The organism is Pseudomonas syringae group sp. 243L2 (genome assembly GCF_032587875.1).
Taxonomy (GTDB): Bacteria; Pseudomonadota; Gammaproteobacteria; order Pseudomonadales; family Pseudomonadaceae; genus Aquipseudomonas; species Aquipseudomonas amygdali.
The window spans coordinates 1-13,368 of the sequence record NZ_JAWHPL010000037.1 but is presented as its reverse complement, the minus strand read 5'-3'; the positions used below and the strand labels follow the sequence as shown (position 1 = coordinate 13,368).

General features: G+C 60.4%; 13 protein-coding genes. 6 read left to right on the top strand and 7 right to left on the bottom strand.

Going from position 1 to position 13,368, the window contains the following annotated elements:
- Positions 1–38 precede the first annotated feature (38 nt).
- The 4 genes from RYB66_RS22890 to selD all read right to left on the bottom strand — a co-directional run bounded on the left by RYB66_RS22890 (position 39) and on the right by selD (position 3,757).
- Complete coding sequence (locus RYB66_RS22890) at positions 39–626, bottom strand: NAD(P)H-dependent oxidoreductase (protein ID WP_011167644.1); 588 nt, start codon at positions 624–626, stop codon at positions 39–41.
- 198 nt (positions 627–824) lie between these two features.
- Positions 825–1,589 (bottom strand): sulfite exporter TauE/SafE family protein, encoded by a 765-nt coding sequence (locus RYB66_RS22885; RefSeq protein WP_117140707.1) that lies wholly within the window; start codon positions 1,587–1,589, stop codon positions 825–827.
- A gap of 33 nt (positions 1,590–1,622) precedes the next feature.
- Entirely contained in the window at positions 1,623–2,723 is a 1,101-nt protein-coding gene (mnmH, locus tag RYB66_RS22880) for a tRNA 2-selenouridine(34) synthase MnmH (RefSeq protein WP_117140706.1), read from the bottom strand.
- A complete protein-coding gene (gene selD, locus RYB66_RS22875; RefSeq protein ID WP_054076516.1) occupies positions 2,723–3,757 on the bottom strand; it encodes a selenide, water dikinase SelD in 1,035 nt (344 codons plus the stop codon). The genes mnmH and selD overlap by 1 nt, the downstream gene beginning before the upstream one ends.
- A 235-nt stretch (positions 3,758–3,992) precedes the next feature.
- On the opposite strand from selD, the gene RYB66_RS22870 reads away from it, so the two are divergent.
- From RYB66_RS22870 to phnE, 4 genes are read left to right on the top strand one after another with little or no spacing between them, the layout of a single operon-like run.
- Entirely contained in the window at positions 3,993–4,844 is an 852-nt protein-coding gene (locus RYB66_RS22870; protein WP_005777781.1) for a putative selenate ABC transporter substrate-binding protein, read from the top strand.
- A complete protein-coding gene (locus RYB66_RS22865; RefSeq protein ID WP_005777780.1) occupies positions 4,841–5,638 on the top strand; it encodes a phosphonate ABC transporter ATP-binding protein in 798 nt (265 codons plus the stop codon). Before RYB66_RS22870 ends, RYB66_RS22865 begins: the two co-directional genes overlap by 4 nt.
- Positions 5,632–6,459 carry a PhnE/PtxC family ABC transporter permease gene (locus RYB66_RS22860; protein WP_005777778.1) on the top strand — a complete coding sequence of 276 codons (828 nt, stop codon included), beginning with the start codon at positions 5,632–5,634 and terminating at the stop codon, positions 6,457–6,459. Before RYB66_RS22865 ends, RYB66_RS22860 begins: the two co-directional genes overlap by 7 nt.
- On the top strand, positions 6,456–7,223 hold the full coding sequence (phnE, locus tag RYB66_RS22855) for a phosphonate ABC transporter, permease protein PhnE (protein ID WP_010203014.1): 768 nt from the start codon (positions 6,456–6,458) through the stop codon (positions 7,221–7,223). The genes RYB66_RS22860 and phnE overlap by 4 nt, the downstream gene beginning before the upstream one ends.
- Before the next feature lie 66 nt (positions 7,224–7,289).
- Here phnE and ggt read toward each other — a convergent pair whose 3' ends face one another.
- The 3 genes from ggt to RYB66_RS22840 all read right to left on the bottom strand — a co-directional run bounded on the left by ggt (position 7,290) and on the right by RYB66_RS22840 (position 11,670).
- Complete coding sequence (gene ggt, locus RYB66_RS22850; protein WP_005777773.1) at positions 7,290–9,017, bottom strand: gamma-glutamyltransferase; 1,728 nt, start codon at positions 9,015–9,017, stop codon at positions 7,290–7,292.
- A gap of 205 nt (positions 9,018–9,222) precedes the next feature.
- Entirely contained in the window at positions 9,223–10,110 is an 888-nt protein-coding gene (gene mmsB, locus RYB66_RS22845) for a 3-hydroxyisobutyrate dehydrogenase (protein ID WP_044295228.1), read from the bottom strand.
- Positions 10,111–10,143: 33 nt separating this feature from the next.
- Entirely contained in the window at positions 10,144–11,670 is a 1,527-nt protein-coding gene (locus RYB66_RS22840; protein ID WP_044295225.1) for a CoA-acylating methylmalonate-semialdehyde dehydrogenase, read from the bottom strand.
- A gap of 158 nt (positions 11,671–11,828) precedes the next feature.
- On the opposite strand from RYB66_RS22840, the gene RYB66_RS22835 reads away from it, so the two are divergent.
- Together RYB66_RS22835 and RYB66_RS22830 are read left to right on the top strand one after the other, a co-directional pair.
- Positions 11,829–12,776, top strand: a complete 948-nt coding sequence (locus RYB66_RS22835) for a LysR family transcriptional regulator (protein ID WP_057404215.1) — start codon at positions 11,829–11,831, stop codon at positions 12,774–12,776.
- A 273-nt stretch (positions 12,777–13,049) separates the two neighbouring features.
- Positions 13,050–13,368: contractile injection system protein, VgrG/Pvc8 family (locus tag RYB66_RS22830; RefSeq protein WP_316884662.1), on the top strand; the 319-nt coding region annotated here is incomplete at its 3' end.

The window sequence follows — 13,368 nt, the reverse complement described above, 5'->3', positions numbered from 1 at the left end:
TCAGAGGATATTAGCGCTGTTCAGTGCAAAGGTTGTGCTTACTGCGCACCAAACACTTTGCCCAGGTGAGCCTCGTAACGCTGCACATCCGCTTCGATATTCGGCATTTTCATCACGTCCACTGCCAGAAACGTCGGCAGCCCGGTCATACCCAGAAACTCGTTGGCCTTGTGAAACGGGAAGTACACCGCGTCGACACCCTTGGCCTCGAAGAAATCAGAAGCGTCATCGAAGGCTTTCTGTGGCGCATTCCAGGTCGCGGAAATCATGTATTGCTTGCCCTGCAGCAAGCCACCGCTGCCATACGTCTGCGACGCATCCGAACGGGTGCGGCCGTCATTGGCGTATAGGCTGCCGTGCCCTTCGGTGAACACTTCATCAATGTATTTTTTCACTGTCCACGGCGCCCCCATCCACCAGCCAGGCATTTGCCAGACGATGACATCGGCCCAGAGAAACTTCTGCACTTCCTCGGCCACGTTGTAACCGCCGTCAATGAAGGTTTCCTTCACATCAAAACCGGCGCGGTCCATGAACGCTACGCCCGCCTCGTGCAGGGTCGCGTTGTAGCGACCATCGGAGTGCGCGAACTGCTTGCCGCCGTTGAGGAACAATACTTTTTTCATGGCTGATCTCTCGCAACCCGACCCCGGCCGTCTTGAGGCTGAGGTGGAGGTGATTAATGGATGAGCAGAGAGTAAAGAGATGCGCGCCTGTGAGTAAGACAGCGAAGGGCAAAATACTCTTGCCTCACAGTCACGAATGGCGCGAAGACTATTGAGCGAAATGCGTGAGCGGATGAAGACAGGTTTACCTCATCAGGCTCAACCTTTTATCAGCAGGTGCAGCCCCAAAAGGCCCATGCCGATGAAGAACACGCGCTTGAACAGCACCGCACTGATTCGCTGGCGCAGCCATTGCCCCAGCAGCATGCCCAACAGGGCTGGCATCAGCGCCAATGTGGATGCGCCCAGTTCTGCGCCGCCCAGCGCACCGTTCCACGACAAGCCCGCTGCCAACGCCAGCGTGGAAACAGTGAAGGACAACCCCAGCGCCTGCACCAGTTGATTGCGTTCAAGCCCCAAGGTCTGCAAATAAGGCACCACGGGAATCACGAACACGCCGGTGGCCGAAGCGATAACCCCGGTAATAAGGCCGCACAGCGGGCCCAGCCAGCGCTCGGCAGCGGCAGCAACCTTGAAGGTCGGCAAAAACAGCCCGCTCAGTGCGTAGAGAAACAATGCGCCACCCAACGCTCGCGTCATCGAATGACTGCCGCTCATGCCAAGCCAGAAAGCCCCGGCCAGAGTACCAATGAGAATCATGCCCAGCATCGGCCATAGCCGCTTCAGCAGCGGTCGCAGGTTTCCGCCCGTCGCCAATTGCCAGACGTTGGTGAAGGTCGATGGAATGATCAGCAGCGCCGCAGCCTGCGCCGGCAGCATGGCCAGCCCCAGTAAGCCCATCGCTACAGTGGGCAGGCCGAGGCCAATGACACCTTTGACCGTGCCGGCCAGCAGAAAAGTGCCGATCACCAGCGCCGAAAAGCCCCAGCCGAGGGTTTGATAGAAGTCGAAGATCGAATGCATGGCATCCCTGGCCACGTTGATAAAGGGTGGGGCCTAACGTTTGTCAGACCGCTCGCGCAAATAGGCCAGCACGTCCATTTGGTTGCCGGCGAATTCGATACGCGCAGCTTTATGTTCGCGCTGATAAGCGTACATCGGGTCGTAATATTCGCCGAGCAGGCCCTCGATCCAGCCCCTGTGCAGATCAACCTTACCGCTGCGCTGTTGCTCGTCCAGCGCTGCCTGCATAAGGCCGGACAAGCGTTGATGACGCTCGCCGCCCAGGCGTTTGTGAATGTTGTTCAGGCTCTGCAACAGACGCTCGGCGAACAGGCCAAAGCCCTGCGATTCGCCTTTGACGCTGATGAACTCTGCGCAGAGGTTGATCACGTAATCATCGAGAATCCGCTCGACGCGATTCTCGAAGCTGTCTTCCAGCCAGACCATCGCGCAGCCCTGCATCGCCTGGTGCAGCTCCAGCGGCACGTTGCAACTACCGACCAGACGGCTTTCATCTTCCACAACGAATTGTTCGATACCGGCTGCGCGCTTCTTGAGCAGGTCGATGGCCAGCCGGTTCTCGAAGTCGATCTGCGCCGGTTGCCCGGTGGCACGCTTGCCGAAGCTGGAGCCGCGGTGGTTGGCGATGCCTTCCAGGTCCAGGCTGTTGCGCAGCTGCGTCAACACTTCGGTCTTGCCCGTGCCGGTCATTCCGCCGAGCACGACGATATCGCACTCGCTCACCGCCTCGTGCAGGGTATCCAGCAGAAACGTGCGCATCGCCTTGTAGCCGCCAAGAACGCGCGGGTAGTCGACCCCGGCATCCTTCAGCCAGCGCTGTACCGTCTGCGAGCGCAGCCCGCCGCGAAAGCAATACAGGTAGCCATCCGGATTCGCCCTGGCGAACTCGATCCACGCGCTGACACGTTCGTCCTTGACCTGACCGCAGACCAATTGATGCCCGAGCTGGATAGCGGCGTCCTGACCATGTTGCTTGTAGCAGGTACCGACCTTCTGCCGCTCGATGTCATTCATCAGCGGCAGGTTGATCACGCCCGGAAACGCGCCCTTGGAAAACTCGACCGGAGCGCGAGCGTCCATCATCGGCACGTCATTGAGAAAAAGTGTGCGGTAGTCGCTGCTGTTGTCGGCCATCAGAACACCTCGACGGCGTGGGTCTGTCGCTCACGCAGGGTGCCAATAGGGTTGAGCAGCAGGCCCAGTTCGGCAGCCACCGTCAGAAACTCCGCCTCACCTTCAGGGCTGACCGCGACCAGCAGACCGCCGCTGGTCTGTGGGTCGCACAGCAGGTCGCGCTGGGCATCGCTCAGCGCAGCGATCCTGTCGCCATAGCTTTCAAAATTGCGCAACGTGCCGCCCGGCACACAGCCCTCGGCAATGTAATGCTCGACGCCGGGCAGGCGCGGTACAGCGGCGTAATCCAGACGAGCGGTCAGGCCTGCACCATCAGCCATTTCAACCAGATGCCCGAGCAGACCGAAGCCGGTGACATCGGTCATTGCCAGCACCCCGGCCAGCTTGCCGAAGCGACTGCCCGGCTTGTTCAAGGTGCACATCCAGTCCCGCGCCAGACCGATGTCTTCATCGCGCAATTTCGACTTTTTCTCGGCAGTAGTGAGAATGCCAATGCCCAACGGCTTGGTCAGGTACAGCGTGCACCCCGCCTGGGCGGTGTCGTTGCGTTTCATGTGCTTTTTCTGCACCACGCCAGTTACAGCCAGACCGAAGATCGGCTCCGGCGCGTCGATGGAGTGCCCGCCCGCCAGAGGAATACCGGCAGCGTCGCAGACGGCACGACCACCGCGAATGACTTCACGCGCCACTTCTGGCGGGAGGATATTGACCGGCCAGCCGAGGATGGCGATGGCCATCAGCGGATCGCCGCCCATCGCATAGATATCACTAATGGCATTGGTCGCGGCGATACGGCCGAAGTCGAACGGGTCATCGACGATAGGCATAAAGAAGTCAGTGGTCGAGACCACGCCGCGCTCGTCATCCAGCGCATAGACCGCTGCGTCATCACGCGAAGCATTGCCAACCCAGAGCCTGGGGTCGAGGTTCTGAGCGCCGCTGCCAGCGAGGATCACGTCCAGCACCTTGGGGGAAATCTTGCAGCCACACCCTGCTCCATGACTGTACTGGGTCAGGCGGATTGGCTCATTCATTGCGACACTCTCGGTTACTGGGAAACAGGCTGTGGAGTCTAGGGGCTGTTCCCTTATCAGCGCAAACCGCGTCGTGCGCCGATCGTGCACTCGGGCGATGAATCTGCCGAACTGGCCTTTCTCGCCATGCATCTTATAATCCCCGCGCATCACCACCGAATCCTGTGAAGCGCCGCCTGCTCGTGCTGGCGGGCGTCACGTTATCCTTTTTCCGCTATTGAACCGGAGAACCTCCATGCTCAAGCGTACCCTGGCGCTCGCCGCCGGCCTTGCCCTGTCCTTCTCCGCCCTGACCAGCCACGCTGCCGACACCCTGCGCGTCTCGGCCATTCCCGATGAAGCGCCCACCGAACTGCTGCGCAAGTTCAAGCCGCTGGGTGCCTATCTGGAACAACGACTGGGCATGAAAGTCGAGTTCGTTCCGGTCGCCGACTACCCGGCAGTGGTCGAAGCACTGGCCACTGACCGGCTCGACATGGCCTGGCTGGGCGGCTTCACCTTCGTTCAGGTCAACCTCAAGACCGGTAATGCGGTGCCACTGGTACAGCGTGAGCAGGATGCGAAATTCACCAGCAAATTCATCACCTCCGACCCGAACGTGAAAACCCTGGCGGACCTCAAGGGCAAGACGTTTGCTTTCGGCTCGGTGTCGTCGACATCCGGCAGCCTGATGCCGCGTTATTTCATGCTCAAGGAAAACATCAAGCCGGAAACGTTCTTCAGCCGCGTCGCCTATTCCGGCGCGCATGACGCAACTGCCGCATGGGTTCAGGCGGGCAAGGTCGATGCGGGCGTGCTCAACGCCAGCGTCTGGGACAAACTGGTCGCCAGCGGCAAGGTCGACACCAGCAAGGTTCACGTCTTCGAAACCACGCCAACGTATTTCGACTACAACTGGACTGTACGCGGCAGCATCGACCCGGCGCTGGCGGCGAAGATCAAACAGGCCTTCCTTGACCTTGACCCGGCTAACCCGGAGCAGAAGGCAATCCTTGATCTTCAGGCTGCCAGCCGCTTCATCGAGACCAAACCAGAGAACTACAAAGGCATCGAAGAAGCCGCTCGCGCTGCCGACCTGCTGAAATGACCCTGCGTCTGTCCGGCATCGAACTGCGCCACAGCGACGGCACACTGGCGTTGCGCGGCCTTGATCTGAACATCGCTCGTGGCGAGCGGGTCGCGATCATCGGGCCGTCGGGTGCGGGCAAGACAACGCTGCTCAACCTGCTGGCCAGCGCGTTGCCGCCCAGTGCCGGACAACTGGAAGTGCTGGGGGCTGATCCCTGGCAGCTTTCCAGCAAACGCCGCCAGCGCCTGCGCAGCCGCATTGCGCTGATTCATCAGGCACCGCCGTTACCCGCGCGCCAACGGGTCATCACTGCGGTGTCGGCGGGCAAACTTGGTCAATGGGGGCTGGGCAAAAGTCTGCTGAACCTGCTGCACCCACTGGACGTTTCTGGCACCCGCGAAGTGCTGGCACGTCTGGACCTCGCGGACAAACTGTTCGAGCGCTGCCAGCAGTTGTCTGGCGGGCAGCTGCAACGCGTTGGCATCGCCCGCGCCTTGTATCAGGCACCTGAACTGCTGCTGGCCGACGAGCCGGTTTCGGCGATGGACCCGCGTCTGGCCGATCACACCCTTGCGCTGTTATGCCAGCACGCCATCGAGCACCACGTGACGCTGGTCGCCAGCCTGCATGCGGTGGAGCTGGCGCTGGCGCACTTTCCGCGAATCATCGGGGTGCGCGACGGGCAAGTTCACTTCGACCTCGCCGCAAACGAGGTCGACCGGCAGCATCTCGACACCCTGTATGCCAATGAACAACTGAGCCCTCAGCCTGCCCCGGATGTGTCTGAAACACCCTGGACGCCGCGATGCTGACTCAGGATCAGCGCGACCCGGCGGCAACGCCACGCCTGTTGCTGACGCTGCTGGCGGTCGCCCTGCTCTGGCCGGGCATTCGTCTGGCCGAACTGAATCCGCTGGTACTGCTGCAAGCCGATAATGCGCGGACGATGGGCAGCTTTCTCGCTGGGTTCTGGCCTGTGGCGCACTCTGCAGAATTCCTCGGGCTGTTGTTGGAGGCGACATTGCAAACGCTGGCTATCGCCACGGCTGGCATCGCCCTTGCTCTGCTGCTGGCTGTACCGGCAAGCCTGCTCGCCAGCAAGGCGCTGTCCCTGTCGGCCGCCTCACGCGGCGGGCGTCCCGGTTGGCTCGGCCAATGCCTGCGCTGGCCGGTGCGCGGCATGTTGATCTTCCTGCGCAGCGTGCCGGAAATCGTCTGGGCGCTATTGTTCGTGCGCGCGGTCGGCTTGGGTCCGACCGCGGGCGTGCTGGCAATCGCCATCACTTACGCAGGCATGCTCGGTAAGGTATACGCCGAGATTTTCGAATCGGTGGACCAACGCCCGGCCCACGCCCTGCTTCAATCGGGCAGCGGACGCCTCGCCGCGCTGGCTTACGGCATCCTGCCCAGTGCGGCAGCCGAATTGACGTCCTACACTGTGTACCGCTGGGAGTGCGCCGTGCGCGCTTCGGTGGTCATGGGTTTCGTCGGCGCAGGCGGACTGGGTCAGCAGATCGACCTGTCGATGCGCATGTTCGCCGGTGACGAAGTGGCGAGCATGCTGCTGACCTTCCTGCTGCTGGTGCTGCTCGCCGACCAGCTCAGCCGCCTGCTGCGCAGGCAGTTCACATGAAGCGCGCAGGCAATCTGCTGCTGGTGCTGGCGATGATTAAGGCAGTGATCGCATCGTTTATGTACCTCGGCCTCGACCTCTTCACCCTGGGCAGTCACGACAACCTGACGCAGATGGGCCGTTACGCATTGCGCTTCATGAGCCCGGACCTCAGCAGTGAGCATTTGCAGGCAATCGGCCAGGGCGCTCTGGAAACTCTGGCAATGTCTGCACTGGGCACATTGCTGGCGGCCATCGCAGGTTTGTTGCTGGCATTGCCCGCTGCCGGTCGCCTGGGCTGGCCGTTGCGCAGCGTGAGTCGTCTGCTGCTCAATGCACTGCGTGCCATTCCGGAACTGGTGTGGGCCGTGTTGATGGTGCTCGCCGCAGGTCTTGGACCCAACGCGGGCACTCTGGCGCTTGCACTGCACACCACTGGCGTACTCGGCAGATTGTTTGCCGAGGCACTGGAAAACACTGCACCCGAGCCCGCCGCTGCCATTCGCATGCAAGGCGGTAGTGCCTGGCAGGCATTCGGCTATGGCACCCTGCCCAACCTGTGGCCGCAGTTGCTGGCCTACACGCTGTACCGCTGGGAGAACAACATTCGCATGGCCAGCGTGCTGGGTTTTGTTGGCGCGGGTGGGTTGGGCCAGATGCTTTACATAAGTCTCAGCCTGTTTCAGGAAGCGCAGGCCAGCACCGTGATTCTGGCGATGCTGATCCTGGTGTTCGCCGTTGACGCGTTGAGCGGCTGGAGCAGACAGCGTTGGGTAAGCAACTGACCCGGCACCAGAAACGAAAACGCCACGGTCCTGAAGCTCGGAACCGTGGCGTGATCACAGAGTGACTCAGTAGCCCAGTGACAACCCGGTGTTGCGACGCGGGTCGTTGGCACCGTAGAAGCGGTTGTTACCGACCGGTTTGCCGCCCAGCGAAGGCGCGCCTACCAGAATCGCTGCCACATGATTGAGTGGCTGCGGACCGGCAAACTTGTGGCCCCAGCTCTCAAGAATCTTCAGCGTGTCGGGGCTGACCGCGAAGGTATCGATGTTGGTCGCCTCAGGCTGCCATTGCTGATGGAAACGCGGCGCGTCCACAGCTTCCTGAATGTTCATACCGTAGTCGATGACGTTGAGCATGGTCAGCAACGTCGCGGTAATGATGCGACTGCCACCTGGCGTGCCGACAACCATCACGGCCTTGCCGTCCTTGGTGACGATGGTCGGGCTCATCGAAGACAGCGGCGTCTTGCCCGGCGCGATGGCGTTGGCTTCGCCCTGCACCAGACCGTACATGTTGGGCACGCCGACCTTGACGGTGAAGTCATCCATTTCGTCGTTGAGAATCACACCGGTCTTGCTGGCCATGACGCCCGCGCCGAACCAGTTGTTCAGAGTGTAGGTCACCGAGACCGCATTGCCCCATTTATCGACAATCGAATAGTGGGTGGTGTTGCTGCCTTCATGGGGCGCGACGCCCGGTTTGATCTTGTTCGAGTCGCCGGCTTTTTGCGGCTCGATGGCCTCACGCAGCTTGGCCGCGTACTTCACGTCCAGCAGGTGCTCGACCGGGTTCTTGACGAAATCGGGGTCGCCCAGATAGCTGTTGCGGTCTACGTAGGCATGACGCATGGCTTCGATCTGATAATGCATACCCTGCGCCGAGCGGAAGCCCAGCTCTTTCATCGGGTAGCCCTCGAGGATGTTCAGAATCTGGCAGATGACCACGCCACCGGAACTTGGAGGTGGCGCTGACACGACGTGGTAGCCACGGTAGTCGCATTCGACCGGAGCCAGCTCGCGGGTCTTGTAATGATCGAGGTCGGCCTGGGTGATGATGCCCTTGCCAGCCTGGCTTGAATCGACCAGCGCCTTGGCGACCCAGCCCTTGTAGAAACCGTCGCTGCCCTTATCGGAGATTTCTTTAAGAGTCTTGGCCAGGTCTTTCTGCACCAGCTTCTGACCAACCTGCATCGGCTCGCCCTTGTCGAGGAAGATCGACCCGGAATCAGCCATATCTGCCTTGAACACCTCCGTGGCGCTCGACAGCATGTCGACATCGCCCTGACCCAGCACAAAGCCCTCCTCGGCCAGCTTGATCGCCGGGGCGATAACTTCTTCGCGTTTGCGGGTGCCGTACTTGCTCAGGGCCATTTCCATGCCGGACACGGTGCCCGGCACGCCAACGGCCAGATGACCTTTGGCACTGAGATCAGGAATGACCTTGCCGTCCTTGTCCAGGTACATGTTGGCCGTCGCGGCCAGAGGTGCCTTTTCGCGGAAGTCGAGGAAAGTCTTGCGCCCGTCCGCCAACTGGACGGTCATGAAGCCGCCGCCACCGAGGTTACCGGCCGCAGGGTAGACCACCGCCAGCGCGTAACCGACCGCTACAGCCGCATCGACGGCGTTGCCGCCAGCCTTGAGCACATCGACACCCACATGGGTAGCCAGGTGCTGAGCCGTCACAACCATGCCGTTTTCGGCGGCAACCGGGGCTTGTGATGCAGCAAATGAGGGGGAATAAGCGACGATCAATGCCGTCGCTATCAGCGATCTGGCGAGGGGTTCGAACTTCATGGTCGATCTCTTCTTTTTCTGAGTCAGGGACGTTTGATGAGTGGAGCGCCAGCCTCCAGGCGAGGATGCGGCGCTTCTCGTCGAAGCGTACCGAGCATCCCTGCGCTGATCTGACGAGGTCCAAAGTAGCCGGTTCTGCCACGTTTTCCTAATGTAAAAACCGGATACAAAGCTACGCCCCACTGATTCCCGACACGGGTGACGCCTAGGCTTTCGGGCGATACCCCTCAATGATCGCCGAGAAATCCTTGCCGCCATCACCGCGCAGGCCCATGGCCTGGTACAGCTGTTGCGCCACTGCGCCGAGGATGACCGGTTGATGCGCAGCGCGCGCAGCCTCGGTTGCCAGGCCAAGATCCTTTAGCATCAACTCAGCGCCAAAGCCGCCGCTGTAACCGCGTGACGCTGGAGCGGTTTCGACAATGCCGGGCCACGGGTTGTACGCCTCGGAACTCCAGCAACGGCCAGTCGAGGTATTGATGATGCCGGCCAGCACATGAGTATCGATGCCCAGCGCATTGCCCAATGCCATGGACTCGGACACGCCGATCATGGAAATCGCCAGCAGCATGTTGTTGCAGATCTTGGCAATCTGGCCGGTGCCCACGTCGCCACAATGCACGATGTTACGGCCCATCTGCTCCAGTACCGGTTTGAGCACGGCAAAATGCTCGGCAGATCCGCCGACCATGAACGTCAACGTCCCGGCCTGCGCGCCACCGGTGCCGCCTGACACCGGCGCGTCGCCCAACACCACGCCTTGCTGTGCGGCGACAGCGGCGATGTCACGGATGGTCTGCGGGTCGATGGTGCTGCAATCAACCGCCGGAACGCCGGGTGAGATGCCTTTCAGCACGCCGTCGTCGTTCAGGTACACGCTACGCACATGCGCCGCAGCAGGCAGCATGGTGATGAGCAGCTCGCTGCCTTCGGCGGCCTGCCGGGGTGAGTCGCTGACCTGTGCGCCCAGACCGGCGAATTCAGCCAGCACGCTCTTGTTGAGATCGAACACCTGCAAGGTGTGTCCGGCCTTGATCAGGTTGCGGGCCATGGGCGCGCCCATGTTGCCCAGACCGATAAATGCGATGTTCATTATTGTTCTCCTGGCCCGACTGACAGGCTGTGCTCAACGCAAATTGATCGTGGTGTTCACGCCGTCGTTCACGCTGTCGTCATCGAACCAGCGGCTGGTAACGGTCTTGGTCTGAGTGTAGAACTGCACCACCTGTTTGCCATACGGGCCCAGATCGCCCAGTTTGGAACCTCGCGAGCCGGTAAAACTGAAAAACGGCACCGGCACGGGAATCGGAATATTGATCCCGACCTGCCCGACATCAATCTCGCTTTGAAACTTGCGCGCCGCCGCCCCGCTCTGGGTGAACAAGCCAGTGCCGTTGCCGAACGGGTTGGCGTTAACCAGCGCGATAGCCTCATCAAGGGTGTCGACCTCAAGCACCACCAGCACCGGACCGAAAATCTCCTGGGTGTAGATCTGCATGTCGGTGGTGACACCCGAGAACAGCGTCGGCCCTACGAAGTTGCCGCGCTCGTAACCCGGCACCGAAACCTCCCGACCATCCAGTTCAAGCGTCGCGCCTTCACGCACACCGCTCTCGATGAGGTCCAGAATGCGCTGCTTTGCCTTTCTGGAAATCACCGGCCCGATGTCCGTCCCTGCCTCCTGGCCGGCATTGACCTTGAGTTTCTGCGCCCGCGCCTTGAGGTCCGGCAGCCACTGTTTCGACGCACCGACCAGCACCACTACTGAGGTCGCCATGCAACGCTGGCCCGCTGCACCAAAACCTGCGCCCACCAATGCATTCAGCGTTTGCTCACGGTTGGCATCAGGCAGCACGACCGCGTGATTTTTCGCGCCCATCATCGCCTGCACACGCTTGCCGTGCCGACCGGCCAGATCGTAGACATGCGTGCCGACAGCGGTCGAACCGACAAAGGAAACAGCCTTGATGTCCTTGTGAGTGCAGATCGCGTCCACCACCTCCTTGCCGCCATGCACCACATTCAGCACGCCGGCCGGCACTCCGGCCTCAATCGCCAACTCAACCAGCAACAGCGTCGACAGCGGGTCCTGCTCAGAAGGTTTGAGGACAAAGGTATTGCCACAGGCAATCGCCATCGGAAACATCCACAGCGGAATCATCGCCGGGAAGTTGAACGGCGTGATGCCCGCGCAGACGCCGATGGGCTGGCGCAAGGTGTAGGTATCCACGCCATTGGCAACGTTTTCGGCAAACTCGCCCATTTGCAGCGTGCCGATCGAACACGCGTGCTCGACCACCTCAAGGCCGCGAAAAATATCGCCCTCGGCATCGGCCAGGGTCTTGCCTTGCTCGGCACTCAATACTGCCGCAATGCGTTTGGAGTGTTCGCGGATCAGCGCCTGCAATTTGAGCATGATGCGCATACGCACACCGACAGGCGTTTCGCGCCAGGTGCGATAGGCCGCGTGAGCCGCAGCGACAGCAGCGTCCACTTCACTGGCCGTGGCAAATGGCACCCGGGCGAGGACTTCCTGAGTCGCAGGGTTGACGATGTCTTGCCATTCACTGCTTTGCGAGTCTATCCACTCGCCGTTGATCAGCAGTTTTACGCGAGCAACGGTGGTTGTGGTGTCGTTCAACGAGGCGTTCATTTCAGCGGTTCTCCCTCCAGCAAACCACGCATCCAGCGCATGTGCAGATGGATCGCCGTGGTCTCCCGGCAGTCTTGTTTTTGAGTTGGTCAGGGGGCGTGCTTTGGAGTATAGATGTGCAAACTTCTAACAAGAATGCAGATAAAAGCAGGGTCAACATGCAAAAAAACATCACCTCCCTGGGGCTGTTGAACTGGGATGACCTGAAGTTTTTCCTCGAAGTGGCACGCACCCGAAAAGTCAGCAGCGCGGCCCGGCGTCTGGGCGTTGACTACACCACCGTGTCGCGGCGCATCAACTCGCTGGAAACCTCACTGGGCACACTGCTCTTCGAGAAATCGCGCAACAACGGCTTCATCATGACCGCCGAAGGTCAGCGCCTGCTGGGTTATGCCGAGTCCATCGAAAGCACACTGCACATGGCTTGCGAACAGGTTTCCGGGTCCAGCGTCGCGCTATCAGGGCATGTGCGCATGGGCTGCACCGAAGGCTTCGGCAGCTTCTTCATCACCCCGCAACTGAGCCACTTTCTCGACAGCTACCCGAGCATTTCGCTGGACATCCTGCCGCTGCCGCACTTCATCAGCCTGTCTAAGCGCGAGGCGGATATCGTCATCGCCCTGGAGCGCCCGGAACACGGCCCCTACGTGTGTTGCAAACTCTGCGACTACAGCCTGCGCCTGTATGCGACCCAGGCGTATCTGGATAGCCACCCGGCCATCGAGCAAAAAGCTGACCTGAGCGAACACGTCTTCATCAGCTACGTCGACGATCTGGCGTTCAGCTCCGAGCTGCTGTACCTGAGCAACCTGCTGCCCAACGCCCAGGCACAAATGCGCAGCACCAGCGTCATCGCCCAATACACCGCCGCGCTACAAGGCCGCGCACTGGCGATCCTGCCATGCTTTCTGGCCGCTCAAGACCCGCGGCTGTTGCCGGTGCTGGCAGAAGAAGTGAACATCACTCGTCAATTCTGGATGTACTGTCGGGAGGACCTCAGGAAGCTCAAGCGGATTACATTGTTGTGGGAGTACATCCGGGAGGTGACAGAGTTGAACAAGGGTTTTTTGTTGGGGGATAAGCCGGAATTACGCTTTGCAAGATGATGCGCAAGAAGTTGCCTTGTCATGCTGTGTAATAGAGGCACTGGATAGCTGAGGAGCAAGCTTCACGTACGTTTCGAGGCGCTGCGCAACATCGCGAAAAAGCGCGCAAGATGATGCGCAGATTTTGCTGCTTTTTTTGCTCCACGCACCTAAAACCCATCCCTAACGTCGCCAACCTACTGATTCATATATAAAAATATTATCTGGCACCTTTCTTGTTATCTCTCACGCTATTCAGCGGGCGCATTCGTCCGTTACCGCGGAGAGTTTCGGATGTTCGCACCTGCCAGTCAGCCTCGTTTCAGCCTGAACATCGATAGCCACAACGGCATTGATCATGGTTTTCAGGTAATGGCGTTTACCGGCCATGAGGCCATCAACAAGCCCTTCTGCTTTACGCTTGAGCTGGTCAGCGAGCGCATGTCGCTCGACCTTGAAGACCTGCTGAATCGTCCTGCGTTTCTGCAGTTCGCACCTGACGAAGGGGGCATTCATGGCTTGATCGATCAGGTATCTCAAGGCGACTCCGGCAGACGTCTCACGCACTACTCGATCACCCTGCGCCCGCATCTGGCCCGGCTCGGGCATCGCA